The organism is Bradyrhizobium archetypum (assembly GCF_013114835.1).
GTDB lineage: Bacteria > Pseudomonadota > Alphaproteobacteria > Rhizobiales > Xanthobacteraceae > Bradyrhizobium > Bradyrhizobium archetypum.
In genome coordinates this window covers 33,303-58,301 of record NZ_JAAVLW010000015.1, presented here as the reverse complement: position 1 = coordinate 58,301, position 24,999 = coordinate 33,303, and the positions used below count along the sequence as shown (strand labels likewise).

Annotated in this window: 22 protein-coding genes and 1 tRNA gene; 13 read left to right on the top strand and 10 right to left on the bottom strand. The window is 62.8% G+C overall.

What is annotated here, in order from left to right:
* Positions 1-883: caspase family protein (locus tag HCN50_RS31815; RefSeq protein WP_171713832.1), on the bottom strand; the 883-nt coding region annotated here is incomplete at its 3' end.
* 516 nt (positions 884-1,399) lie between these two features.
* Between HCN50_RS31815 and HCN50_RS31810 the strand changes: the two genes are divergently transcribed.
* Together HCN50_RS31810 and HCN50_RS31805 are read left to right on the top strand one after the other, a co-directional pair.
* Positions 1,400-2,206 carry an N-acyl homoserine lactonase family protein gene (locus HCN50_RS31810; RefSeq protein ID WP_171713831.1) on the top strand — a complete coding sequence of 269 codons (807 nt, stop codon included), beginning with the start codon at positions 1,400-1,402 and terminating at the stop codon, positions 2,204-2,206.
* Between the two features lie 12 nt (positions 2,207-2,218).
* On the top strand, positions 2,219-3,100 hold the full coding sequence (locus HCN50_RS31805; protein ID WP_171713830.1) for an NAD(P)-dependent oxidoreductase: 882 nt from the start codon (positions 2,219-2,221) through the stop codon (positions 3,098-3,100).
* Positions 3,101-3,234: 134 nt separating this feature from the next.
* On the opposite strand, the gene HCN50_RS31800 is transcribed toward HCN50_RS31805, so the two are convergent.
* A complete protein-coding gene (locus HCN50_RS31800; protein ID WP_235977345.1) occupies positions 3,235-3,684 on the bottom strand; it encodes a MarR family winged helix-turn-helix transcriptional regulator in 450 nt (149 codons plus the stop codon).
* Between the two features lie 200 nt (positions 3,685-3,884).
* Here HCN50_RS31800 and HCN50_RS31795 point away from each other — a divergent pair, with 200 nt between their 5' ends.
* The 5 genes from HCN50_RS31795 to fahA all read left to right on the top strand — a co-directional run bounded on the left by HCN50_RS31795 (position 3,885) and on the right by fahA (position 9,484).
* The gene (locus HCN50_RS31795; RefSeq protein ID WP_171713829.1) at positions 3,885-5,510 is read left to right on the top strand and encodes an FAD-dependent oxidoreductase; all 1,626 of its coding nucleotides are present in this window, start codon (positions 3,885-3,887) and stop codon (positions 5,508-5,510) included.
* Positions 5,511-5,519: 9 nt separating this feature from the next.
* A complete protein-coding gene (locus HCN50_RS31790; RefSeq protein ID WP_171713828.1) occupies positions 5,520-5,750 on the top strand; it encodes a DUF2783 domain-containing protein in 231 nt (76 codons plus the stop codon).
* A 33-nt stretch (positions 5,751-5,783) separates the two neighbouring features.
* Complete coding sequence (locus HCN50_RS31785; protein WP_171713827.1) at positions 5,784-6,740, top strand: MBL fold metallo-hydrolase; 957 nt, start codon at positions 5,784-5,786, stop codon at positions 6,738-6,740.
* Between the two features lie 2 nt (positions 6,741-6,742).
* Positions 6,743-8,089, top strand: a complete 1,347-nt coding sequence (hmgA, locus tag HCN50_RS31780) for a homogentisate 1,2-dioxygenase (protein ID WP_171713826.1) — start codon at positions 6,743-6,745, stop codon at positions 8,087-8,089.
* A 123-nt stretch (positions 8,090-8,212) separates the two neighbouring features.
* Positions 8,213-9,484, top strand: a complete 1,272-nt coding sequence (gene fahA, locus HCN50_RS31775) for a fumarylacetoacetase (protein WP_171713825.1) — start codon at positions 8,213-8,215, stop codon at positions 9,482-9,484.
* Positions 9,485-9,608: 124 nt separating this feature from the next.
* On the opposite strand, the gene HCN50_RS31770 is transcribed toward fahA, so the two are convergent.
* Both HCN50_RS31770 and HCN50_RS31765 read right to left on the bottom strand, forming a co-directional pair.
* On the bottom strand, positions 9,609-9,920 hold the full coding sequence (locus HCN50_RS31770) for a DUF1272 domain-containing protein (protein ID WP_171713824.1): 312 nt from the start codon (positions 9,918-9,920) through the stop codon (positions 9,609-9,611).
* Between the two features lie 84 nt (positions 9,921-10,004).
* Positions 10,005-10,472 carry an Lrp/AsnC family transcriptional regulator gene (locus HCN50_RS31765; RefSeq protein WP_171713823.1) on the bottom strand — a complete coding sequence of 156 codons (468 nt, stop codon included), beginning with the start codon at positions 10,470-10,472 and terminating at the stop codon, positions 10,005-10,007.
* Positions 10,473-10,595: 123 nt separating this feature from the next.
* On the opposite strand from HCN50_RS31765, the gene hppD reads away from it, so the two are divergent.
* Positions 10,596-11,714 carry a 4-hydroxyphenylpyruvate dioxygenase gene (gene hppD, locus HCN50_RS31760; protein ID WP_171713822.1) on the top strand — a complete coding sequence of 373 codons (1,119 nt, stop codon included), beginning with the start codon at positions 10,596-10,598 and terminating at the stop codon, positions 11,712-11,714.
* A 99-nt stretch (positions 11,715-11,813) separates the two neighbouring features.
* On the opposite strand, the gene HCN50_RS31755 is transcribed toward hppD, so the two are convergent.
* The 4 genes from HCN50_RS31755 to HCN50_RS31740 all read right to left on the bottom strand — a co-directional run bounded on the left by HCN50_RS31755 (position 11,814) and on the right by HCN50_RS31740 (position 16,810).
* Positions 11,814-12,920, bottom strand: a complete 1,107-nt coding sequence (locus tag HCN50_RS31755; RefSeq protein ID WP_171713821.1) for a CaiB/BaiF CoA transferase family protein — start codon at positions 12,918-12,920, stop codon at positions 11,814-11,816.
* A 164-nt stretch (positions 12,921-13,084) separates the two neighbouring features.
* Complete coding sequence (locus HCN50_RS31750; RefSeq protein WP_171713820.1) at positions 13,085-13,885, bottom strand: FAD binding domain-containing protein; 801 nt, start codon at positions 13,883-13,885, stop codon at positions 13,085-13,087.
* Between the two features lie 16 nt (positions 13,886-13,901).
* Positions 13,902-16,241, bottom strand: a complete 2,340-nt coding sequence (locus HCN50_RS31745; protein ID WP_171713819.1) for a xanthine dehydrogenase family protein molybdopterin-binding subunit — start codon at positions 16,239-16,241, stop codon at positions 13,902-13,904.
* 83 nt (positions 16,242-16,324) lie between these two features.
* Positions 16,325-16,810: a (2Fe-2S)-binding protein gene (locus tag HCN50_RS31740; RefSeq protein ID WP_057848416.1), complete on the bottom strand. Its 486-nt coding sequence runs from the start codon at positions 16,808-16,810 to the stop codon at positions 16,325-16,327.
* A gap of 464 nt (positions 16,811-17,274) precedes the next feature.
* On the opposite strand from HCN50_RS31740, the gene HCN50_RS31735 reads away from it, so the two are divergent.
* Entirely contained in the window at positions 17,275-19,245 is a 1,971-nt protein-coding gene (locus HCN50_RS31735; protein ID WP_171713835.1) for a methyl-accepting chemotaxis protein, read from the top strand.
* A gap of 188 nt (positions 19,246-19,433) precedes the next feature.
* On the opposite strand, the gene HCN50_RS31730 is transcribed toward HCN50_RS31735, so the two are convergent.
* Positions 19,434-19,787 (bottom strand): DUF3175 domain-containing protein, encoded by a 354-nt coding sequence (locus HCN50_RS31730; protein WP_171713818.1) that lies wholly within the window; start codon positions 19,785-19,787, stop codon positions 19,434-19,436.
* Positions 19,788-20,107: 320 nt separating this feature from the next.
* On the opposite strand from HCN50_RS31730, the gene HCN50_RS31725 reads away from it, so the two are divergent.
* From HCN50_RS31725 to HCN50_RS31715, 3 genes are all read left to right on the top strand, one after another.
* Positions 20,108-21,607: an MFS transporter gene (locus HCN50_RS31725; RefSeq protein ID WP_171713817.1), complete on the top strand. Its 1,500-nt coding sequence runs from the start codon at positions 20,108-20,110 to the stop codon at positions 21,605-21,607.
* 15 nt (positions 21,608-21,622) lie between these two features.
* Positions 21,623-22,459 (top strand): trehalose-phosphatase, encoded by an 837-nt coding sequence (otsB, locus tag HCN50_RS31720; RefSeq protein WP_171713834.1) that lies wholly within the window; start codon positions 21,623-21,625, stop codon positions 22,457-22,459.
* A gap of 196 nt (positions 22,460-22,655) precedes the next feature.
* Positions 22,656-24,116, top strand: coding sequence for a trehalose-6-phosphate synthase (locus tag HCN50_RS31715; RefSeq protein WP_171713816.1), 1,461 nt, complete (start codon positions 22,656-22,658; stop codon positions 24,114-24,116).
* 149 nt (positions 24,117-24,265) lie between these two features.
* On the opposite strand, the gene HCN50_RS31710 is transcribed toward HCN50_RS31715, so the two are convergent.
* Complete coding sequence (locus tag HCN50_RS31710; RefSeq protein ID WP_171713815.1) at positions 24,266-24,610, bottom strand: hypothetical protein; 345 nt, start codon at positions 24,608-24,610, stop codon at positions 24,266-24,268.
* A 199-nt stretch (positions 24,611-24,809) separates the two neighbouring features.
* Here HCN50_RS31710 and HCN50_RS31705 point away from each other — a divergent pair.
* A tRNA-Ser gene (locus tag HCN50_RS31705) sits at positions 24,810-24,899 on the top strand.
* Positions 24,900-24,999 lie beyond the last annotated feature (100 nt).

Here is a 24,999-nt window from a genome sequence, read left to right as displayed (position 1 = left end):
GCGGTGGCGCGGGCGCAGCGACCTGCGGCGTGGCAGGAGCGGGTGCCGGTGCAGGAGAGGGGGCCGGAGCTGGAGCTGTGGGCGCGGCCGCTACCGGGGCCGGTGGCGGGCTCGCCGGCCGCGTGCCGGCGCCGCTCGGGATGAAGGAAAAATCTTCCGCCAGCGACGAAGAAATCCATGGCACCTGCTCGCTGCGTGAGGCGCGGGTGACGCCGACGCGGGTGCGGTTCAGGGTCTCCTCCGCCGTCAGGTCAGGGGTGCGGATTTCCTTCAGCAATTCACGCACGAACAGGCTGCGGTCGCCGCCGTTGTCCGAGATCACCGAGGAGAGGGCGGCCGAATACATCACCAGCGTGCCGTTCGGCGCGATCACCGGCGCAAGGCCGGCGGAAAAGCTGCGGAACCGGCGCTCGAACGGGTTGCGCCTGGAGGCGTCGATCAGTGCGATCTTGACGCCGGCGCCACGGCTGTTGATCTCGCCTAGCACGGTCTCGAGGCTGAAACCGTCGCGGCGCACGTCAGCCTCGGTCCAGATCTGCGCATCGACGGGGATCATGTAGCTCTGGCGGCTCGACTGCACGCCGAAGCCGGAGAAGAATATCAGCGCGACCGATCCGGGCTTGATCTTGCCATAGAGGCGCTCGAAGGCGCGGCGCATCTGCTCGCCGGTCAGGTTCTCGCCGATATCGACATTGAACCCGTCACGCTTCAGCTCGTCGGCGATGTCGCGCGCATCATTGATCGGCTCCTTCAGCGGCGCCTCGGCATCCGGATATTTGGCATTACCGATTATCAGCGCATAACGCTCACCGGCGGCGAAAGATGGCGCAACGGAGGCGAGCGCAAAGAGCAATGTGAGGAGCAATGCAAGGCGGATTTTCATAATGATGGCAGTCCAGATCACGGCAAACCAGCCAAAATCGCAGCGATGCTAGCTCGCGCGGCGGGGGACCTTACTCTACGGTATCGGCATTATCAAACCCGCTCTGCACCCCCGTCAACTGATTGCGATCTCGTCATTAATTGCGACAATTCACCGCGACCAGGCCGCGCGGATGGAGGGGGAATAACCAACCTCGGCCCGCGGCCGAATCTTGCCCCGTGGTTGGGTCCGGCGCAGCGGTTCCCGCTCCCTCTTCCGGTTGAGGGAGGCATAGGCGGCCCATGGCCGCCCCGCAATCGGGAGAGGTAAAACGGGTCTGCGACCAACTCATCCAACCAGAAAATCATCAGGCTCAAGGGGGTGACGACCACCGAATCAGAATGTGACGCCTCTCACATACTGCCCGGCACTGCCACACGGCTGTCATTCGCGCAGTGCGTTTGACCTTTGCGGATGACAATGGCTTGGTGCCGGGATCGGCCAATCCAGCATTCAACAAAGAACAAAGTGACACCAATGGGAAACGCCTACGAAATCTATGCGCTGCGCTATGCGACGATGTCGCCCCGCACCCCTCATCTGAATTTTCTGGTGCCCGATCCGCACGAGACGACAGCGCAGGACCTCGATTATTTCGTCTGGCTGATCCGGGGCGGCGGCCGCGACATCTTGGTCGATACCGGCTTCAACGCCGAGGAGGCGAAAGCGCGTTCGCGCAAGCTCACGCTCAATCCGGTAGACGCGCTGGCGGGTTTTGGCGTTGGCGTCGAAGCGATTCGCGACGTGATCGTCACCCATCTGCACTATGACCACGCCGGCAATCTCGATCGCTTCCCGAATGCGCGGTTTCATCTGCAGGAGCGCGAAATGAGCTACGCGACCGGGCGCTGCATGTGCAACGGCCTGCTGCGGCATCCGTTTTCGGTCGAGCACGTCACAACCATGGTGCGCCATGTCTATGGCGAGCGCGTCACCTTCCATTCCGGAGAAGGCGAGGTCGCCCCCGGCGTGACGGTGCATCGCGTTGGCGGCCATTCGGACGGCCTGCAGGTGGTGCGTGTGGAAACCGCACGCGGGCCGGTGGTGCTGGCATCGGACGCCGCACATTATTACGCCAATCTGCACAAGCGCAGCCCGTTCCCAATCGTCTACAATGTCGGCGACATGGCGCAGGGCTGGGAAACCGTCGAGCGCCTGGCCGGCCATCCCGACCGTTTCATCCCCGGCCACGATCCAATCGTGAGCGAGATCTATCCGCGCGCCAGCGACAAGGTCGATGCGTTCGCGCTGCATCTGGCGCCGTCACGCTCCTTCGCAAAATAGGCGCAGCCGGATATGTCGGAATACAAGACAATCGGCTTTATCGGCCTCGGCGTGATGGGCGAGCCAATCTGCCGCAATCTCGTGAAGAAGAGCGGCAAGCGCGTGCTTGCCTTCGATCTGTCGCCCGAGCCGTTGGCGCGGCTGCGCGCGGAAGGCGCTGGCGTCGCAGCCTCGGTTGCCGATGTGATCAAGCAGAGCGATCTGCTGTTTCTCTGCCTGCCGAGCGCCAAGCATGTTCGCGCGGTGTTCGAAGGCGACGGCATTCTCAATAACGTCCGGAGCGGCCAGGTCGTCGTCGATCTCGGCACATCCTCGGTCAGCCAGACCCGCGACTTTGCCGAACAGTTGCAGGAAAAAGGCGCAGCCTGGGCCGACGCGCCGATCGCGCGCACGCGGCAGGCGGCACAGGACGGCACGCTCAGCGTCATGGTCGGGGGAACGCCGGCGCTTTACGCTGAGATCGAGCCGTTGATCCGCTGCTTTGCGACCGACGTCACCCATTGTGGCGAGGTCGGGGCCGGGCAGGTGACGAAGATTCTCAACAACATGGTGCTGTTCGAAACCGTCAATGCGCTGGCCGAAGCGGTTGCCGTCGCCAAACACAATGCCGTTGATCCCAAGCTGCTGCTCGATACGCTTTCAAAAGGCTCGGCCGACAGTTTTGCGCTGCGCAATCACGGCATGAAGGCGATCGTGCCGGGCAATTTTCCGGAGCGCGCGTTCTCGACCAAATATGCGCTGAAGGATCTATCATACGCGCTGGAGCTCGCGGCCGATGCCGGGTTGAAAATCCGCGGCGCTGAGCTGGTCGCAACGATTCTGCAGGAAGCGATCGATGCCGGATCGGGCGATAGTTATTTCCCCGTCATCGCAAAGCATATTGATCGGTTGTGAACGTCGTCATTCCGGGATGGTCCGAAGGACCAGACCTCAGATGCGCAATTGCGCATCGGGAAATCTCGAGATTCTCAGGTGCGCAATTGCGCACATAGTTCGATGCTTCGCATCGCCCCGGAACGACAACGAAACTAATACGCCTCCTTCGCGTCGGCCTCTTCGCTGGTCTGCACCAGTTCAAGGCTTGCCTCGATCTTGCCGAGCAGCCGTCCAAGATCCCTGCGCTCCTGCGCGGAAAGACAGGACAATATCTCCTGCTCCCGGCGCAACAGACGCGGGATCAGCTCCTCATAGAGCGCGGCGCCCTCGCCGGTGAGGCGCAGGCGGAATTCGCGGCGATCGTCCTCGTTCTCGACGCGCTCGATGATCTGCCGCTTCATCAGCGAGGTGACGGCGCGGCTGATGGTGGATTTGTGGGTGCGCGTGCAATCGGCGACGTATTGCGCACTGCAGGGCTCATGGCGGAAGCCGAGGGTCGCCAGCACACGCCATTCCGGAATGTCGAGCCCGTAGCGGGTCGCATATTCGGCCGAGAGCGCGGAACTGACTTCCGCCGCCAGCCGGTTCAGCCGAAATGGCATGAATCTGAAGAGGTCGAGCCGCGCCGCTTTCTTCGGCGCACTCTCTTCCCGCGGAAGGGCAGCTATTTCGCCTGACGTCGCCTTTGGCAAGAATCGCCTCGATTTGAGTTGCACTCGACCCGGCCCGGGGGTTAAGATAGTTGCAAGTGAGACTAATTTAGCAGGGCCCCGAGCCCTTGGCTAGTCACCGGTTAAGCCGCATGGCGCTGACTAAAACCCAGTTCGGCTATCGCCGCCACCCCGACCAGGATCGGGGCGCTGCGAACATTGCGGAGCATGCGATTGTCGTGGTCGGCGCCGGACCGGTGGGGCTTTCGCTGGCGATCGATCTGGCGCAGCGCGGGCAGTCGGTGGTGCTGCTCGATGACGCCGACCGGATCGGCGAGGGATCGCGGGCGATCTGCTTCTCCAAACGCTCGCTCGAATTCTGGGATCGGCTCGGCATCGGTCAGCGCATGGTCGACAAGGGCGTGGTGTGGAGCGTCGGCAAGATCTTTCACGGCGATTCCCTGCTCTATCAGTTCAACCTGTTGCCGGAGGAGGGCCACAAGCGGCCGGCCTTCATCAACCTGCAGCAATTCTATGCGGAAGCCTATCTGGTCGATCGCGTCGAGGAACTGCCCGCCGTGGACCTGCGCTGGCGCAACAAGGTGACCGGCCTTGAGCCGCACAACGACCACGTGGTGCTGACGATCCAGACGCCTGATGGTCCCTATCGGCTGGCCGCGCAATATGTCGTCGCCTGCGACGGCGCCCGCTCCTCACTCCGGCAAATGGTCGGCGCGGAATTTACGGGCCAGGTGTTCGAGGACCAGTTCCTGATCGCCGACGTCAAGATGACGGCGGCATTTCCGACCGAGCGCTGGTTCTGGTTCGATCCGCCGTTCCATGCCGGACGCTCCGCGCTTCTGCATAAGCAGCCCGACGATATCTGGCGGATCGATCTGCAGCTCAATCGCCTCGCCGATCCCGCGGTCGAAAAGCTGCCGGAGAACGTGCGGCCGCGCATCGCCCGCATGCTCGGGCATGACAAGTTCGATTTCGAATGGATTTCGCTGTACAAATTCCAGTGCCGGCGGATGAACAAGTTCATCCACGGCCGGGTGATCTTTGCCGGCGATGCCGCGCATCAGGTCTCGCCGTTCGGCGCGCGTGGTGCCAATTCCGGGCTCGAGGATGCCGAGAATCTGGCATGGAAGCTCGATCGCGTGCTGCGGGGAACCTCGCCCCAAGCGCTGCTCGAAAGCTATCACATCGAGCGCAGCGCCGCGGCCGACGAGAACATCCGCGAATCCACCCGCTCGACCGACTTCATGGCGCCGAACTCGCACCAGGAGGCGCGGCTGCGCAAGGCGGTGCTGTCGCTCGCCAGGGAAACCGAGTTCGGCAAACGCATGGTGAATGGCGGGCGCCTCTCGACGCCCTCGGTCTACGACACGCCACTTTCGACCGCTGATGCCGATTCCTGGCACGGCGGCCCGCGCCCCGGCGCCTCGATGCCGGACGCGCCGGTGGCGGGCGCGCGCGGCGAACCGATGTATCTCACCGATGCCTTCATCGGCGCCGGAACGAGCTTCGCCTTGCTGGAGTTTAGCAATGGTGCTGCGCCGGAGCTGCCGGACGGATTGGGCACGATCCGGATCGGCGGCAAGGGTGGCCTTGAGGGCGGGTTTGCCGATCCTACCGGTCTTGCTGCCAGGCGTTACGACGCCGAACCCGGCGCCGCCTATTTGTTGCGTCCCGACGGCTATGTCGCGGCGCGCTTCCGCCACCCGACCCGGGCGGCGCTCGACGCCGCGCTCGCGCGTGCTGCCGGCCACAACTGAGGTTTCGTCATGGCGCTATCGACACGTTCGAATTTTGCCAAGCCTGACGACGCGTTTCGCGCCATCGTCGAGGCGCATCGTGGGCTGAACGACGAACAAAGTGCCGATCTTGATGCGGCGCTGGTTCTCATTCTTGCCAATCACATCGGCGACCTCGATGTGCTGAAGGAAGCGATTGCCCTTGCTGCCCGGCGCATGCTCGATACGAGCCAGCGGCAACAGCAACAACAGCAGCAATAGTTCACTTCTCGAACGAAGTCAGGAATCGAATTGATGGCTAAAGGTTTCGCGTCCAGCACCGATCTGGCGGAGAAAAAGATCACCTTCTCCGAAATCGGCACTGATCTCTACGCGTTCACTGCCGAAGGCGATCCGAACTCTGCCGTCATCGTCGGTGACGACGGCTGCCTGGTGTTCGATGCCCAGGCAACGCCGGCAATGGCGAACAAGGTGATCGAGCGCGTTCGGACCGTCACTGACAAGCCGATCAAATATGTCGTGCTGTCGCATTACCACGCGGTGCGCGTGCTCGGCGCCTCTGCCTACAAGGCGCAAGGTATCGTGGCGTCATCCGAAACCTATCGGCTGATCGAGGAACGCGGCCAGCAGGATTGGGATTCCGAATACGGCCGGTTCCCGCGCCTGTTCCAGGATGCCGAGAGCATTCCCGGCCTGACCTGGCCGACGCTGACCTTCGAAGGCGAGATGTCGATTTTTCTGGGCAAGCGCGAGGTGCGGCTGATGCAGCTCGGCGCGGGCCATACGTCCGGCGACATCGTCGCCTGGGTGCCGGATGCCGAAGTCATGTTCTCCGGCGATCTCATCGAATATCACTCGGCCTGCTATTGCGGTGATGCGCATTTGCGCGAATGGCCGGCCACGCTGAATGAAATCCGCGCCTTCAATCCGAAGGCAATCGCGCCGGGCCGTGGCGATGCGCTTAAGGGTCTTTCGACCGGGCGCGACGCCATCGCGATGACGCGCGACTTCGTCACCACGCTTTATGGCGCAGCGGAAAGCTCGGTCGCCAAGGGCCGCACGTTGAAAGAGACGTTTGCCGCAACCCGCGAGGTGATGGATCCCAAGTTTTCCAACTTCGCCATCTATGAGCACTGCCTGCCGTTCAACGTCTCGCGCGCCTACGATGAAGCATCGGGGATCGACGATCCCGTGATCTGGACCGACAAGCGCGACCAGGAAATGTGGGCCGCGCTGCAAGGAGGAGGATGACCATGAATATCAATACCTCGCCTGATCAGATCGTTCGCAGCACCGCGCAGATTACCCCGGGCTACATGTCCGGTTTCGGCAACAGCTTTGAGACCGAGGCACTGCCCGGCGCGCTGCCGATCGGACGCAACTCGCCGCAGCGCTGCGCCTACGGGCTCTATGCCGAGCAATTGTCCGGCTCGCCCTTCACTGCGCCGCGCGGCAGCAACGAGCGCTCCTGGCTCTATCGCATCCGCCCCTCGGTGAAACATTCCGGTCGGTTTGAAAAGGTCGATGCCGGGCTGTGGCGCACCGCGCCGTGCCACGAGTATGACTTGCCGATCGCGCAGCTCCGCTGGGATCCAGCCCCGATCCCGAAGGAGGAGGTGACCTTCCTGCAGGGCGTGCAGACCATGACGACCGCGGGCGACGCCAACACGCAAGCGGGCATGGCCGCCCATGTCTATCTCATCACCAAATCGATGGTCGATCAGCATTTCTACAATGCCGATGGCGAGATGATGTTCGTGGCGCAGCAGGGCAATCTGCGCCTCGTCACCGAGTTCGGCCGCATCGATATCGAGCCGGGCGAGATCGCGGTGATCCCGCGCGGCGTGAAATTCCGCATCGAGATTCCGAACGGGCCGGCGCGCGGCTATCTCTGCGAAAACTACGGCGGTGCCTTCACGCTGCCGGAGCGCGGGCCGATCGGCGCCAACTGCCTCGCCAATTCGCGCGACTTCCTCACACCGGTCGCCAGCTATGAGGACAAGGACACGCCGACCGAGCTTTACGTCAAATGGGGCGGCTCGCTGTTCAAGACCACGCTGCCGCATTCGCCGATCGACGTGGTGGCCTGGCACGGCAACTACGCGCCCTACAAATACGACCTGCGCACCTTCTCGCCGGTCGGCGCCATCAGCTTCGACCATCCCGATCCCTCGATCTTCACGGTGCTGACCTCGCCGTCGGAAACCGCCGGCACCGCGAATATCGATTTTGTGATTTTCCCGGAACGCTGGGCAGTTGCGGAGAATACTTTCCGTCCGCCTTGGTACCACATGAACATCATGAGCGAGTTCATGGGACTGATCTATGGCGTCTATGACGCCAAGCCGCAGGGCTTCGTCCCCGGCGGCATCAGTCTGCACAACTGCATGCTGCCGCACGGCCCCGACCGAGAGGCATTCGATCACGCCAGCACTAGCGAGCTCAAGCCGGTGAAGCTGACCGGCACCATGGCGTTCATGTTCGAAACGCGCTTTCCGCAGCGGGTCACGCAGCATGCAGCGACGACGGCGACGCTGCAGGACGACTACGCCGATTGCTGGAAGGGCCTGGAAAAGCGGTTCGATCCGAGCAAGCCGTGACGATCTGCGCGTCATTCCGGGGCATCGCGCAGCGATGAACCCGGAATCTCGAGATTCCGGGTCTGGTCCTTCGGACCATCCCGACGGCAGGTAGAGTTGTAGCGATACCAGCAGGACAACACTGTGCCCCATCCCAACGATCCCAAACTCCGCTCCTTCATCGACGTCGCGCCCGATTCTCATTTTCCGATCCAGAATCTCCCCTATGGCGTGTTCTCGGCCAAGGACGGGCTCGCCCCGCGCATTGGGGTCGCGGTCGGCGATTACGTGCTCGATCTCTGGCAGCTCGCGCAGGATTGCCGGTTCGACGTCGTCGAGCCCGCGGTATTCGCTGCCTCGCAGCTCAATCCGTTCATGGCACTGGGACCAAAGGCCTGGTCGAGTACGCGGGCGCGGATCAGCGAGCTGTTGCGGCACGATCATCCTGAGCTGCGCGACAATGAGAGACTTCGCAAGCGGGTGCTGGTGCCGATGGCCGACGTGAAGCTGCACATGCCGTTCGCGGTCTCCGGCTATACCGATTTCTATTCATCCAAGGAGCACGCCACCAATGTCGGCGTGATGTTCCGCGGCAAGGACAATGCGCTGCAGCCGAACTGGCTACATATGCCGATCGGCTATAACGGCCGCGCCTCGACCGTCGTCGTGAGCGGCACGCCGGTGCGCCGCCCGCGCGGACAGTTGAAGCCGCCGACGGCCGAGGTGCCGAGCTTCGGGCCATGCAAGCGGCTCGATTTCGAACTTGAGATGGGCGTCGTCGTCGGCCAACCATCAACAATGGGTGAAATGCTCACCGAAAAGCAGGCCGAGGAGATGATCTTCGGCTTTGTGATCCTGAACGACTGGAGCGCGCGCGACATCCAGCAGTGGGAATATGTGCCGCTCGGGCCGTTTCAGGCCAAGGTGTTCGCGACCTCGATCAGCCCCTGGGTGGTGACGCGCGAGGCGCTGGAGCCGTTCCGCCTTCATGGTCCCGTCCAGGACCCAAAGCCGCTGCCATATCTGCAGCAGGTGCAGCCGAACAATTACGACCTGGCGCTGGAGGTGGACCTGCGCGCCGCGCCGATGAACGCGCCGAAGAATATCAGCCGCACCAATTTCAAGTATATGTATTGGTCATCGGTGCAGCAGCTTGTGCACCATGCGGCCTGCGGCTGCGCGATGAATGTCGGCGACCTCCTGGGCAGCGGCACCATCTCCGGCCCGGAAAAGGACCAGCGCGGCAGCCTGCTCGAGATAAGCTGGAACGGCACCGAGCCGGTCGAGCTCGCCGAGGGCGTCAAGCGCTCGTTCCTGGAAGACGGCGATTCGCTGGTGATGCGCGGCTGGTGCCAGGGCGACGGCTATCGTGTCGGTTTCGGCGAGGTCGAGGGGACTATTCTGGCGGCGGGGTGATTTTTGGGGGCGCGTGGCAACGCCCTCTACCCATCATTGCGAGCGAAGCGAAGCAATCCATCGCGCCGCAAGCGGAAGCATGGATTGCTTCGTCGCTAACGCTCCTCGCAATGACGGGGGTAGTTCACCGCTCCTGCGGCGGAATATCCCGCAGTCGCGCGCAGTGGGCGGCGATATCTTCCAGCGGATATTTCAAATGCACCCGCTTGTCCGACGGCAACTGCTTCGCCACGCATACGCCCGGCCGCCGCTCGGTGGCGGGGCGGATCGGCCGCCGCTCAAATCCGCCGCCGCAGTTCGGGCAGACATTGTGCAGCTTGTTCTCGGCGCAATCGGCGCAGAACGTGCATTCGTAGGAACAGATCCGCGCATCGGTTGCGTTCGGCGGCAGGTCCTTGTCGCAATATTCGCAGTTTGGCCGGAGTTGTAGCGCCATGGTTTTCTCGTGAGATGATTCCGGGCGGATGATTGCAAATCGGCCGAAAAAGTCGAATGGCGAATTTCCCTCGAATTGCGCCATCTAGGTCTTGAGCGGCAGCTTCGCGCTCTCCTTCAGCCGATCGAGCACGATCGAGGAGCGGACATGCGCGACGCTCTGGTGCGGCATCAGCACATTGTTGACAAGGTCGGAGAGGTCCTTCAGGTCGCGCAACACCACTTTCAGCACATAATCGGCGTCGCCGGTGAGCGAATAGGCTTCCTGGATGTCGTCGACTCGATTGACCAGCGCGCGGAATTTCTTGGCATTGTCGGGCGAGTGCGTCGCCAGCGTGATGTGGACGAAGGCGATCAGATGGAAGCCGAGCGCCTCACCGGCCAGGTCGGCGTGGTAGCCGGCGATCACCTTTTCTTCCTCCAGCCGCATCCGCCGCCGCGAGCATTGCGAAGCTGATAGCCCGACGAGGTCGGCGAGCTCTTGGTTGGTCAGCCGGCCATCGTTCTGCAGCGCGGCGAGCATTTTGAGGTCGAAGGTGTCTACGGAGATCATGCGCAAATTGCCAGCTTGATGCACGAATTGTGCGGCATGATAGCCGACAGCGACCCCGTTTGCATACACTTTGCGCCCGTTTTGACCGAGATTGATCCGGATCAATTTTCGGGAGATTTCGCCATGGGTCCGTTTCCGCACGACGCGCCGGCTGCCACCATCAGCGCCGACAATCCGATGGGCACCGACGGATTTGAGTTCGTCGAATACGCGCACCCAAGGCCGGAGGAACTGCACACGCTGTTCCGCCTGATGGGCTACGTCCCTGTGGCCCGGCACAAGACCAAGAAGATCACGGTCTATCGCCAGGGAGACATCAACTATCTCGTCAACGAGCAGCCCGGTACTCATGGCCACGGCTTCGTTGCCGCGCATGGACCTTGCGCGCCGTCGATGGCGTTTCGCGTGGTCGATGCCAAACAGGCGTATGAGCGGGCGCTCTCGCTCGGCGCGGAGGCTGCCGATATCCCTTCGGCGCACAAGACGCTCGACGTTCCCGCCATCAGGGGCATCGGCGGCAGCCTGCTCTATTTCGTCGATCGCTACGGCGCCAAGGGCTCGGCCTATGACAGCGAATTCGAATGGCTCGGCGCGCGCGATCCGCGTCCTGCCGGCGCCGGGCTCTACTACATCGATCACCTCACCCACAACGTCCATCGCGGCCGCATGGATGTGTGGACCGGCTTCTACGAGAGACTGTTCAACTTCCGCCAGATCCGCTTCTTCGACATCGAAGGCCGCGCGTCCGGCCTGTTCTCACGAGCGCTGACCAGCCCGGACGGCAAGATCCGGATTCCGATCAACGAGGACGCCGGCGATTCCGGCCAGATCGAAGAGTATCTCAACATCTATCGCGGCGAGGGCATCCAGCACATCGCCTGCGGCGCACGCGACATCTACCGCACCGTCGAGACGCTGCGTGCGTCCGGCCTGCCGTTCATGCCGTCACCGCCGGACACGTATTTCGAGAAGATCGGAACGCGCCTGCCCGGACATGGCGAGGACGTCGCGCGGCTGCAGAAGAACGGCATCCTCATTGACGGAGAGGGCGTGGTCGATGGCGGCCACACCAAGGTGCTGCTGCAGATTTTCTCGGCGAACGCGATCGGGCCGATCTTCTTCGAGTTCATCCAGCGCAAGGGCGACGATGGATTCGGCGAGGGCAATTTCAAGGCGCTGTTCGAATCGATCGAGGAGGATCAGATCAGGCGGGGTGTGTTGAAGGTGGGGAATGCAGCCTGACCTGTCATTCCGGGGCGCGCGTTAGGGCGAACCCGGAATCTCGACAAGGCAACCTCTGGATTCCGGGTTCGCTCGTTTCACGAGCGCCCGGAATGACGGCTATCTCTTCCAAGCGCTCGTCAGCGCAGCCAGCTCCGCCCTCTCCGCATCCCGGATCGCCGATGGTGTCCGCGAAAACCGCGGCGCGGGCGCGGGCTGGGTCACGCCGTGGCGCTCGACGAATACTTTTCGCGCGGCCATGTGCGGGTGCTTCGGCGCTTCCGCCATGGTCAGGATCGGCGCGAAGCAGATGTCGGTGCCTTCCATGATCTTGCACCAGTCTTCGCGGGTTTTGCTCTTGAATACTTTCGTCAGCTTTTCCCTCAAGTCCGGCCAGGCCTTGCGGTCCATTTGGGCGTCGAAATCGGCATCGGTCAGGCCGGCATGCTGGCGCAAGAGCGCGTAGAACTGCGGTTCGATCGAGCCGATCGAAATGAAGTTGCCGCAGGCGCATTCATAGATGCCGTAGAAATGCGCGCCGCCGTCGAGGAAATTCTGCTCGCGGCCTTCCACCCAGCGGCCAATCGCGGTCATGTCGAAGAACATCGACATCAGCGACGCCGCGCCGTCGCACATCGCAGCGTCCACCACCTGGCCCTTGCCGGATTTCGATGCCTCTAGCAGCGCGGCGAGCACGCCGACCACGAGATAGAGCGCGCCGCCGCCGAAATCGCCGACGAGGTTGAGCGGCGGCACCGGCTTCTCCTTCGTGCCGATCGCGGCAAGCGCGCCGGTGACCGAGATGTAGTTGATGTCATGGCCGGCGGCATGCGCCAGCGGACCTTCCTGGCCCCAGCCGGTCATGCGGCCGAACACCAGGCGCGGGTTGCGCGCCAGCACCACATCGGGTCCGAGGCCGAGCCGCTCCATCACGCCGGGCCGAAAGCCTTCGATCAGCGCATCCGCGTTGGCAAGCAGGTCAAGCACCTGCGCGACGGCAGCCTTGTCCTTCAGATCGAGCTCGACGACTTTCCGGCCGCGTCCCGCCACCGATTTCAAATTCTTCTTCGCGCCGATGCGATCAAGCGTGACGACTTCCGCGCCCATGTCGGCCAGCATCATGCAGGCGAACGGGCCCGGGCCGATGCCGGCGAATTCGACGATGCGGAAACCGGCGAGCGGGCCGGAGGTGCTGATAGCGGATTGGGTGGCTGGTTTATCGAGCACTTGTTTTCTCTCCCAAGGGAAATGCCGACCGGGCGTCTTAATTAGTTGGTTAGCTAAATTGTCCTGCCGAAGCGAGAGCGTGGCAAGCTTCTTTTGCTGAGAATCTGGCCAAAAGCAGAGCGGCGCGCATGACTGCGCGCCGCTCGCATGAAAGTTGTGTTCTGTCAGCCCGCGGCGTCCACCGCGCGCTGCGCCATCACCTTCACGAGATTGGCGCGATAGTCCGAGGTGCCGTGGATATCGCTGATCATGCCGTCGGCGGAAATCGTAACGCCGTCGATCGCACCCGCCGACCAGTTCGCTTTCAACGCCGCCTCGATTGCCGGCACCCGCATCACGCCATCCTGCGACGCGCCTGTCGCCGCGACGCGGACGTCACCCGTCTTGGTCTGAGTGACGAACACGCCAGTCAGCGCGAAACGCGAAGCCGGATGCCGCATCTTGGCGTAGCCCGCCTTTGCGGGGATCGGAAACGCGATCGCGGTGATGATCTCACCGTCCTCGAGCGCCGTCGTGAATAGGCCTTTAAAGAAGTCGTCCGCCGCGATCGAGCGCTTGTTGGTCTTGACCGTCGCATCAAGCGAAACCAGCGCTGCGGGAAAATCTGCCGCCGGATCGTTGTTAGCGATCGAGCCGCCGATCGTGCCGCGGTGACGCACCGCAGGGTCGCCGAGCATCGAGGTGAGATAGGAGATCGCGGGAATTGACTTTTTGACATCGGCATTTTGCATGATGTCGTAGTAGGTCGTCGCGGCCTTGATGGTCAGCGTGTCGGCGGACGCCTCTATGCCGACCAATTCCTTGATCTTGCCAAGATCGATCACGTCGGACGGTGCGGCTAGCCGCTGCTTCATCACAGGGATGAGTGTATGGCCGCCGGCCAGATACTTCGCGTCCGATCCCTTGGCGAATAGGCTTGCCGCTTCATCGACCGAGGAGGGGCGGTGGTAGGTCGTCTGGTACATAATGTGTCCTCCCTCGTTAGCCGTGAATCGCATGCCAGACGCGATCGGGCGTCGCGGGCATTTCCAATTTGTTATTGCCGATCGCATCGGTGATGGCGTTGATGACGGCGGCCGATGCGCCGATCGCACCGGCTTCACCGCAGCCCTTGACGCCGAGCGGATTGCCCGGACACAGCGTCGTCGTGTGCGACAGCTTGAAGGAGGGCAAATCATCTGCCCGCGGCATGGCGTAATCCATGAACGAGGCTGTCAGAAGCTGGCCTGATGCGTCGTAGGCGGCGTTTTCAAGCAGCGCCTGGCCGATGCCCTGGGCGAGGCCGCCATGGACCTGGCCTTCGACGATCATCGGATTGATCAGCCGCCCGAAATCGTCAGCCGCCACGAAGTTGACGAAGGTGCTTTTTCCCGTGCCGGCATCGACCTCCATTTCGCAGATATAGGCGCCGGCCGGGAAGGTGAAGTTGGTCGGATCGTAGAACGCGCCCTCCTTCAGGCCGGGCTCCATGCCGTCAGGCAAATTGTGCGCGGTGTAGGCGGCGAGCGCGACCATCGGCAGCGCCAACGACTTGTCGGTGCCGGCGACCTTGAACTCGCCATTCTCGATGACGATGTCGTTTTCGGATGCCTCGAGCTGATGGGCCGCGATCTTCTTGGCCTTGGCCTCGACTTTTTCCATCGCCTTCAGGATCGCGGTGAGGCCGACGGCCGCCGAGCGCGAACCATAGGTGCCCATGCCGAACTGCACCTTGTCGGTGTCGCCATGGACGATCGAGACCTGGCTGATGGGAACGCCGAGGCGATCGGCGATGAGCTGACAGAACGTCGTCTCATGGCCCTGGCCGTGGCTGTGCGATCCCGTGAGGATCTCGATGGTGCCGACCGGATTGACGCGCACTTCCGCCGATTCCCATAGGCCTACGCCGGCACCCAGGCTGCCGACCGCCTTTGACGGCGCGATGCCGCAGGCTTCGATGTAGCAGGAGATGCCGATGCCGCGCAGCTTGCCTTCCGACTTCGCTTTCGCCTTGCGCGCGGGGAAGCCTGCGTAGTCGATCGCCTTCATCGCGGCGTCCAGCGAAGCGTGGAAGTCGCCGATGTCATAGGCCATGATGACCGGCGTCTGGTGCGGGAATTGCGTGATGAAGTTCTTCTTCCGCAACTCCGCCGGATCGACCTTGAGTTGCCGCGCCGCCGTCTCCATCAGCCGTTCCACCACAAAGCTTGCTTCGGGCCGGCCCGCGCCGCGATAGGCGTCGACCGGCACGGTGTTGGTATAGACGCTGATCACCTCGGCGAAGATGTTGGGAATGTTGTACTGGCCCGACAGCAGCGTCGCATAGAGATAGGTCGGGACCGAGGACGAGAACAGCGACATGTAGCCGCCGAGATTGGCGTAGGTCTTGACCCGCAGGCCGGTGATCTTGTTGTCCTTGTCGAACGCCATCTCCGCCTTGGTCAGGTGATCGCGGCCGTGCGCATCGGTCAGGAAGGCTTCGGTGCGGTCGCCGGTCCATTTCACCGGCCGGCCGACTTTCTTGGAGGCCCACAGCGCCACCATCTCCTCGGGGTAGATGAAGATCTTGGAGCCGAAGCCGCCGCCGACGTCGGGAGCGACGACGCGCAGCTTGTGTTCCTGCGCGATGTTGTAGAAGGCCGACAGCACGAGGCGGGCGACATGCGGATTCTGTGACGTCGTGTAGAGCGTAAAATGCTCTTCCGGCTCGTTATATTCGGCAATCGCCGCGCGCGGCTCCATCGCGTTCGGCACCAGGCGGTTGTTGGTGATGTCAAGCGAGACGACATTGGCCGCCGCCTTGAAGGCGGCATCGGTTGCGCCTTCATCGCCGATGGTCCAGTCGTAGATCACGTTGCCCGGCGCTTCCGGGTGCAATTGTGGCGCGCCCGGCGCGATCGCGGCGCGAATGTCAGGAACGGCAGGCAATTCCTCGTAGTTGACGACCACGGCCTCGGCCGCGTCGCGGGCCTGGTTCTTGGTCTCGGCGATCACCACCGCGACCGCCTGGCCGACGAAGCGCACGGTCTCCGGCGCCATGGCCGGCCAGGCGCCCATCTTCATGCCGGTGCCGTCCTTGGAGGTGATGGCCCAACCGCAGATCAGATTGCCGATCTTGTCGTCTACGAGTTGCTGACCGGTCAGCACGCCGACCACGCCCGGCATCTTCATCGCCTCCGAGGTGTCGATGCTCTTGATCTTCGCATGTGCATGCGGGCTGCGGATGAAGTGTGCGTGGGTCATGCCCACCAGCTTGATATCGTCGACGTAGCGGCCCTTGCCGGTGATAAAACGGCGGTCTTCCTTGCGCACGACGCTTGCGCCAATGCCTTCAACGCCCATGTCTGTCCTCCCAACCGGAATTGTTGTTTCCGCAGTTTCTTTTCGAAACGCGGTCTTGAAATCTGAATTGGCCGTCCGCGGCTCTACTCCGCGGCCTGCGCCACCTTCATGCGCCCCGCCGCGTCGAGCACCGCCTTGACGATGTTGTGGTAGCCGGTGCAGCGGCAGATATTGCCTTCCAGCTCGTGCCGGACGGTTTCCTCGTCGAGCTGGCCGCTATGGCGGTGCACAATATCGATCGCCGACATGATCATGCCTGGGGTGCAGTAACCGCACTGCAGGCCGTGATTGTCGCGGAACGCCGCCTGCATCGGGTGCAGTTCGTCGCCCTTGGCGATGCCCTCGATTGTGGTGACGTTCGAGCCGGCCGCCTGGCCTGCCAGCACGGTGCAGGATTTGACCGCCCGGCCGTCGATATGGACGACACAGGCACCGCATTGGCTGGTGTCGCAGCCGACATGCGTGCCCGTCAGGTTCAGATGATCGCGAAGGAGATGGACGAGAAGGGTCCGGTCTTCGACCTCCGCCGAGACGGCCTTGCCGTTTACCGTCAGCTTGACTGTAGACACGCGTGGTTCCTCCCGATGTTTTGTAATTATTCCAATTAGAAACAGCAGAGCAGGAACTTGCAACTAGGATTTTGGCGGCGCGTGTCATTGTGACGACATTCGGGGAAGTGCGTAGGAAGTCTCGGCACGAATCTTTCTTACCCTTCCCTGGAGAGGGAGGACCCGTCGCGCATCGCAAGATGCGTGAGGGGGTAAGTTGAAGGTCTCTCCACATCCAACAGTGCCCGATTGGAGAGATTACCCCACCCCGTCGCTCCCTATGTGAGCGTCTAAGAGCTACCCCTTTGCAGCTTTTGCCCGGATTTACGCACCTTTATCCATTCTGCCTTAACTTTGCGCACCGGATTGGGGGCCGGGGCCTCCGATGCCTGTTTTTCAGAACGAAAACGGGGGGTGACGTGCGATTTTCGAAACGTAGCGGCTCGTTCTTCAGGCTCCCGACCCTGCGGTTCCGCGCCAAGATCATGCTCGGCTTTGCCGTGGTGCTGGCGATTTCGGCCGCCAGCATGGGATTTGCCTATCTCGGATTCGAACGCGTTTCGGCCGGAGTCGATTCCTATCGGCGCAGCGTGCAGGAGGCGGACCTGTCGCGGGACATCGATCGCGAACTGATCTCCTATCGCTCGCTCGCCCGCTATTTCGTGGCGACCGGGAAGGAAGAGGACGGCAAGGCGGCGCTGGCGGCCGAAGCCGGCCTGAAGGACGCGATCATTGCCTCGATGAAGGGGACCACCAACCCGACGCGACTCGAGCAGGTCGCGAAACTGGAACGGGAATTCCGTGCCTTCACCAAGATTTTCGCCGACATCCTCAAGGTCAAGGACGAGAGCGCGCGCGTCGCGCAAAATCAGCTCGCCCGCACCGGCAACTCGCTGCGCTACAAGCTCGACGACCTGCCGAGCAATGCCGACGATGACGAAATGCCTGTCATCACGCTCGGCGCAAAGAAGGTGACCGAGCAGTTTCAGGCGGCCACGGCGCTTGCCAATACGTTCGTGGTCAATTCGGACAAGACGGTCGCGACAAGCGCGCTGGCGCGCCTGAAATTCGTCGAGAATGCGCTGAAGGCCATTTCGTCGACCAACGAAAAGATCCGCGAGGGGATCAAGGAAATTTCCGGCATGCTGGAGGAGTACCGGCAGGCGCTTTCCAAGCTGGTCGACAACTCCAAGGAGATCGATGAGCTGACCCAGGAAATGGCTGACTCGGCCGCCGCCATCAACAAGGGCTCGGGTGCGATGAAGTCGGACCTGCTGGCCGACCAGAAGCGGCTCGAGGCCGAATCGGATGCGACCATCGGCGAGACCGAGCAGTTGATCCTGATCCTTGCGGCCGGCGGCTTCCTGCTCGGCTGCGCCTGGGCGTTCCTGCTGGGTGCGGGTATTTCCCGGCCGATGGTTGCGATGTGCAGTGCGATGCGCAAGCTCGCCGCCGGCAATTTCGAAGTCGTGCTGCCCGGCCTCGGCCGCAAGGACGAACTCGGCGAGATGGCAAGCGCGGTTGAGGAGTTCAAGGTGCAGGCCATCGCCCGCGCCGAGCGCGACGCCGCCACCCAGGAAGCGCAGAACAAGGCGGCGAGTGCGGCGCGGCGCGCCGAACTCATTCGTTTCGCGGACGAATTCGAAACGGCGGTCGGCGCCATCGTCGCCAACGTTTCATCTTCCGCCGTGCAGCTCGAAGCTGCCGCGGACACGCTGACGCGGACCGCGGAAACCACCCAGAGCCTTTCGAGCCAAGTCGCCGGCGCCTCGGAAGACGCTTCCGGCAACATGCAGTCGGTAGCGTCGGCGACCGAGGAATTGTCGACCTCCATTGACGAGATCGGGCGGCGCGTCAAGGAATCCAGCCAGATTGCGGAAGCAGCCGTGCGTCAGGCCGAACAGACCGATGGACGGATCGGCAAGCTGTCGCGTGCCGCGCAGGAGATCGGCGATGTGGTCAAGCTGATCACGGCGATCGCCGAGCAAACCAACCTTTTGGCGCTGAACGCCACCATCGAGGCCGCCCGCGCGGGCGATGCCGGCCGTGGCTTTGCCGTGGTCGCGTCCGAAGTCAAGTCGCTGGCCAGCCAGACCGCCAAAGCCACCGACGAGATTTCCAATCACATCGCGGGCATGCAGGGTGCGACGCAGGAATCGGTCGCCGCGATCAAGGCGATCGGCGGCACCATCGGCAAGATCTCCGATATCGCTGCGACGATCGCGAGCGCCGTCGAGCAGCAAAGCCTGGCGACGCAGGAAATTGCGCGCAGCGTCCAGAACGTCGCGCAGGGCACGCAGGAGGCCGCTGCCAACGTCATGCAGGTCAACCGCGGCGCGACCGAAACCGGCTCGGCTTCCGAGGAAGTGTTGAACTCGGCCCGCACGTTGTCGAGCGAAAGCACCCGCCTACGCGAAGAGCTCGATCGCTTCATGGCGAACATCCGGGCGGCTTGAGCGCACCGACCATCGGTGTCGTAGCCGCACCAAACCTCCGCTGTCATCGTCCGGCTTGTCCGGACGATCCAGTATTCCAGAGACGGTTGCGCGTTAGCCGAGAGGCCGCGGCCTACTGGATACCCCGCCTTCGCGGGGTTTGACGATCGGAGTGATTTGGCTCGCACGTGCCAGCAGCACGAGGCCTCTCACTCCCTTCCGAATTGATGCTTCAATTCCACCTTTGCGCGCTCGAGCCGCGTGCGCTGCGTCTTGGGCAGGGTCTTGCCGGCACGGTTGATATAAAACGTCAGCATCGACAAAGCCGATCGATACGCGCCTGACTTGCGGCGAGAACTCTGCTCGGCGGAGCGCTTGAGTGACGCTGCGATCTTCTTTGCGCTGGTCTGCTTGAAGACACCGCGTTTCAGATCAAGTGCGTCGCTTTCCCGGGTTACCCGTTGCGACCAGCGCTTCGGCGATGATTTCTTCGCAGTCGTCCTGCGGCTGCGCTTTCGGGCCGCGGTTTTTCGCGGGCGTGCGGTTTTCCGACGTTCGGCCATGGTCGGCTCCTTTTGCTGTTTGCCGAGAACGGTCGTCCAATTGTTCGGTTCCTACCCGTCAGTTGCAGCGGACCATGTAAGTGATCGACGTCGCATGCATTCGGATGGCGGGGATGACCTGTGATGTGCGTCGCTCTTCCTTGTCGTTGCGCACTGACATCCTCCCAGGCAATAGCTATGCAATTTCGCAACCCGGAAGCCCTCGGAACCCTGCCCGTCCCAGGGCGTTATTCTCGCGGCGGGCATCATGTTTGCCGCAATTAAGCGTGACAACCCTGGGGCTGGGGCGTTCCGGGGTGTTTTTTCATTGGCTAAATCCGATGGATGCGAAAGCGATACGGCAAGGTGTGGCAGTGGCTGAAAGTACGTCCATTGCGCCGCTGAGCCTAAACAACGACCGCGTCATCGAGACCAGCATACCCGCGCGGCTCGACTGCCTGCGATGGGGCGGCTTTCATACCCGCGTCGTGGCCGCACTCGGCATCACCTGGATTCTGGACGGGCTGGAAGTCACGCTGGCGGGCGCCTTGTCGGGTGCACTGAAGGAGAGCCCGACCCTGCAATTTTCGAATTTCGATGTTGGCCTCGCCAACAGCGCCTATCTCGCCGGTGCGGTGCTCGGCGCACTGGGGTTTGGCTGGCTGACCGATCGGATCGGGCGCAAGAAACTGTTCTTCATCACGCTCGCGCTTTATCTTAGCGCGACCGCGGCTAGTGCGCTGTCCTGGAACGTCGCAAGTTACGCGCTGTTTCGCTTCCTGACTGGAGCGGGGATCGGCGGCGAATACACCGCGATCAATTCGACGATCCAGGAGCTGGTGCCGGCGCGCTATCGCGGCTGGACCGATCTCGTGATCAACGGCAGCTTCTGGATCGGGGCTGCGATCGGCGCGGTCGCCGCTATCGTGCTGCTCGATCCCAAGGTGCTGGCGCCGGACCTCGGCTGGCGGCTGGCTTATTTCATCGGCGCCGCGCTGGGCCTGATCGTCTTCGTGATGCGGATGTGGATTCCGGAAAGTCCGCGCTGGTTGATGATCCATGGCCGCCCCGACGAGGCGCATGCGATCGTCGACGACATCGAACGCTCCTCGATGCGCCATCCGGATCATGCGGCCGATGAGGTATTTCCGAAGATCCGCTTACGGATGCGCAGCCATACGCCGCTTGGAGAAGTGGCGCACACGCTGTTTACGACCTACCGGCAGCGCTCGCTGGTCGGGCTGGTGCTGATGGCGTCGCAGGCATTCTTCTACAACGCGATCTTCTTCACCTTCGCGCTGGTGCTGACCGACTTCTTCGGCATCCCGTCGAACGACGTGGGCTGGTACATCCTGCCCTTTGCGGCGGGCAATTTCCTTGGGCCGCTGTTGCTCGGCCGGCTGTTCGACACGCTGGGCCGTCGCGCCATGATCGCGACCACCTATGGCGTGTCCGGTGTGTTGCTCGCGCTGTCGGGCTATCTGTTCTCGATCGGTGCCTTGAGCGCGCAGACCCAGACCATCGCCTGGATGGTGATCTTCTTCTTTGCTTCGCCGGCAGCGAGTGCCGCCTATCTGACCGTCAGTGAGACGTTTCCGCTGGAGGTGCGGGCGCTCGCGATTGCGCTGTTCTATGCGATCGGAACAGGCATTGGCGGCGTGGTAGGACCGGCGCTGTTCGGAGCGCTGGTCGATACCGGATCGCGCAACAGCGTTTTCGCCGGCTACCTGTTTGGGTCGGCATTGATGATCGCCGCCGCCGCCGTTGCGTGGCGGTATGCCATCGCGGCCGAGCGCAAATCGCTCGAATCTGTCGCACGGCCGCTCGCATGTGTGGAGTAGGATAAAATGGACGACATGAATCAGGATCTGGCCGAAATGCCGTTGGAAGACGATATTATCCGCGAGGACGAGGCCGCGCCGGAAACGGTGCCGGTGCCGCGCTCGCTGGTGCCGCACCTAAGCGAATCCGCCATTCTGCTCGACATCGACGGCACGCTGCTCGATCTGATGCCCACGCCGCGCGAAGTCTGGGTGCCGCCGGGGTTGGCGAAGACGTTGAAGCGCCTGCTGGAGCGAACCGATGGGGCGCTGGCGCTGGTCAGCGGCCGCTCCCTCAACGACATCGACCTCATTTTTGCGCCGGACGTGTTTCCAGCCGTCGGCGGCCATGGCGCCGAGATGCGGATCGAGGTGGACAGCGAGGCGGTGGCTGCGCATGCGCCGCCGATGGACAAGGAATTGAAGCGCCGGCTGGCTGCGATCGCGAAATTGAGCCCGGGGATATTGCTGGAAGACAAGGGCTATTCGCTGGCGCTGCACTATCGCCTGGCGCCGCATGCCGAGAAGGCGATCTATGCCGCGGTGTCGCTGATCCGGGCCGACCTTCCCAATGCGCCGATCGAAGTTCTGCCCGGCAAATGCGTCTGCGAAATCAAGCATTCCGGCTTCACCAAGGCGAGCGGCGTGCGCGAATTGATGACGCGCGAGCCCTTCAAGGGCCGTCGCCCGTTCTTCATCGGCGATGACGTCACCGATGAGAGCGTCTTTGCGATCATGCCGGATCTCGATGGCTTGGCCTTCTCGGTCGGCCGCCGCGCCAAGGGTGTGGCCGGGCACTTCGATGCGCCGAGCGACGTACGCGAGTTCCTTGCGCACCTGCTTGACGACGAAAGGGACGCATCCCTGCCATAATGTTTTTCGTCCCGACGAGTTTCGAACATAGATTCTCGCGCTTGGCGCCAAGGTTCGCGGCAATTTTTATTTTTCGTGAGTTCCGGTGAGTTCCGGCACGCCACAGCCCGAATTTGGTTTCAATTCGTTGAAAGGGTGGTCAGGAACCATATTGATGAACGGTTGTTAACGCGAGCGTACCAACGGGAGGGGACCTGTGAACCTCGTCGTCGTTTCTAACCGCGTTTCGCGCGGAAAACCCAATGAACCCATGACGGGGGGACTTGCAGCCGCATTGCTGCCAATCGTCGAGAAGTCAGGCGCCATCTGGGTCGGTTCCAGCGGAAGGGTCCGCGACGGGAACCAGAAGGAACCATTTGCCGAAATTGAAGCCCTCGGCGCCGGGGCGCTGGCGATGCTGGACCTGCCGGCCGCGCATTATGGCGGCTATTATGAAGGCTTTGCGAATTCGGCGCTGTGGCCGGCGCTGCACTCGCGCGCCGACCTGATCCGTGCCTCGCACGAGGACTATCTCAGCTATCGCGAGGTGAACGCCTTCATGGCGCGTGCGCTGTTGCGATTCCGCAAATCCGATTCCGCGTTCTGGATCCAGGACTACCATTTCCTGGCGCTCGGCGCTGAACTGCGTGACCTCGGCGTCACCGAGCCGATCGGCTTCTTCCTGCACACGCCGTGGCCGGCACGTTCGGTGATTGGCGGCGTGCCGCATCATCGCGAGCTGATCGAGGCGATGCTGGCCTATGATCTGATCGGCTTCCAGACCGAGGAAGATTGCGAGAATTTCCTGTCTTACGCGCAGGCCGACCTCGGCCTCGCCGTGCATGACGGCGTCATCCTTTCCCGCCATGGCCGGACGCGCGCCGCGGTATTCCCGATCGGCATCGATCCCCAGCAATTCGCGCAGCTCGCGACGAAGGCGTCGACCCATCCGGACGTCTCGAGGCTGCGGCGCAGCCTGAACGGCGAGAAGCTCGCGATCGGCGTCGACCGGCTGGATTACTCCAAGGGTCTGATCAACCGCATCAAGGCTTTCGACCGGATGTGGACGCTGCACCCATCGCTGGCGCGCACCGTGTCGCTGCTGCAGATCGCAACGCCCTCGCGCGGCGCGATCGAGGCCTACGGCAACCTGCAGAGCGACGTCGCCAAGCTTGTCAGCGACGTCAACGGCGTGCACGGCGAGGTCGACTGGACGCCGATCCGCTATCTCAACAAGGGTTACGGCCAGGCCGTGCTGGCCGGACTCTATCGCACTGCGCAGGTCGGCGTGGTGACGCCACTGCAGGACGGCATGAATCTCGTCGCCAAGGAATATGTCGCGGCACAGAATCCGGTCGACCCCGGCGTGCTCGTGCTGTCGAAATTTGCCGGCGCCGCCAACGAGCTCGATACCGCGCTATTGGTCAACCCGCACGATATCGACGGCATGGCGCGCATCATCGCCATGGCGCTGTCGATGCCGCTGACCGAGCGGCGGATGCGCTGGGAAGCGATGATGGCGAAGCTGCGTGGCCACACCATTCAGCAATGGTTCGCCGACTTCACCGACGCGCTGCGCGAATGCCAGCTCGACAGGGACGCGCTGGCACCTGTCATCGCCGAGCCCGCGCGCTGGCCGCTTCGCTCCGCCAACAACAACGCGCCGCGGTACCACTAATCCGGAAGTCGCGCCCTCAAAAGAGCTGCAGCCTTGACCTCATCCTGTGGAGCCGCGCAGTTGCGCGGCGCCTCGAAGGATGAAGCCACCGGCCGGGCGTTATGGCTCGAGACGCGCTCCTTACCACGACGGTGGACCGATAGCCGCACTCAATAGCAATACGACACCCCATCCAGCACCGGGCAGCGCGCCTTGTTCGGCGCGCTCGGATTGTCCATCGGCACGTAACCGCCCTTGCCGGTGCCGGCGAACACACCGGGGCCGATGACGACGGACGACTTGTTGCCGATGATGACGCTCGGATGCGGCGAGGCCAGCCTCGATTGCGAGCCGTCGGCCCACACGATGGCATCGCCCGAGAAGACGCCGCGGCGGCCGTCGTCGCAGGTCACGTCCACCCCCTGGCGGGTGCAGGACTGCGCCAGCGCCGGGCCGGCGGCGCCGATCGCCAGCGCCAATACCAGGAGGGAGAATCGAAGCGCCCGCGTGATCATTATGCCGTCCTCAACCAATGGGTTGCCATCTATCGTCGTCGATCGTGGCCGGATTCCGGTTCACCGCCCGGCAAAGCGCCAATTATCCGGGGTTAGACGATCCAAATTTTCAAACAACTCCAATGGATTGGGGAAATTTTGGCCGCTGGGCGCAGCCCCCTTGCAAAATCAGTGCTGCCCCTTCAAGAGAGGGGCCTCCGGAGAGATGGCCGAGTGGCTTAAGGCGCACGCTTGGAAAGCGTGTGTGCGGGAAACCGTACCGTGGGTTCGAATCCCACTCTCTCCGCCACCCGCCTTCTCCGTACTTGGGCGCGCCGAGAGCAGCGCTGGCCGCGGCAAGAGCTGCGAGATGCAGGGTGGTCGTCGCCAAGCTGGACCGGCTTTCGCGT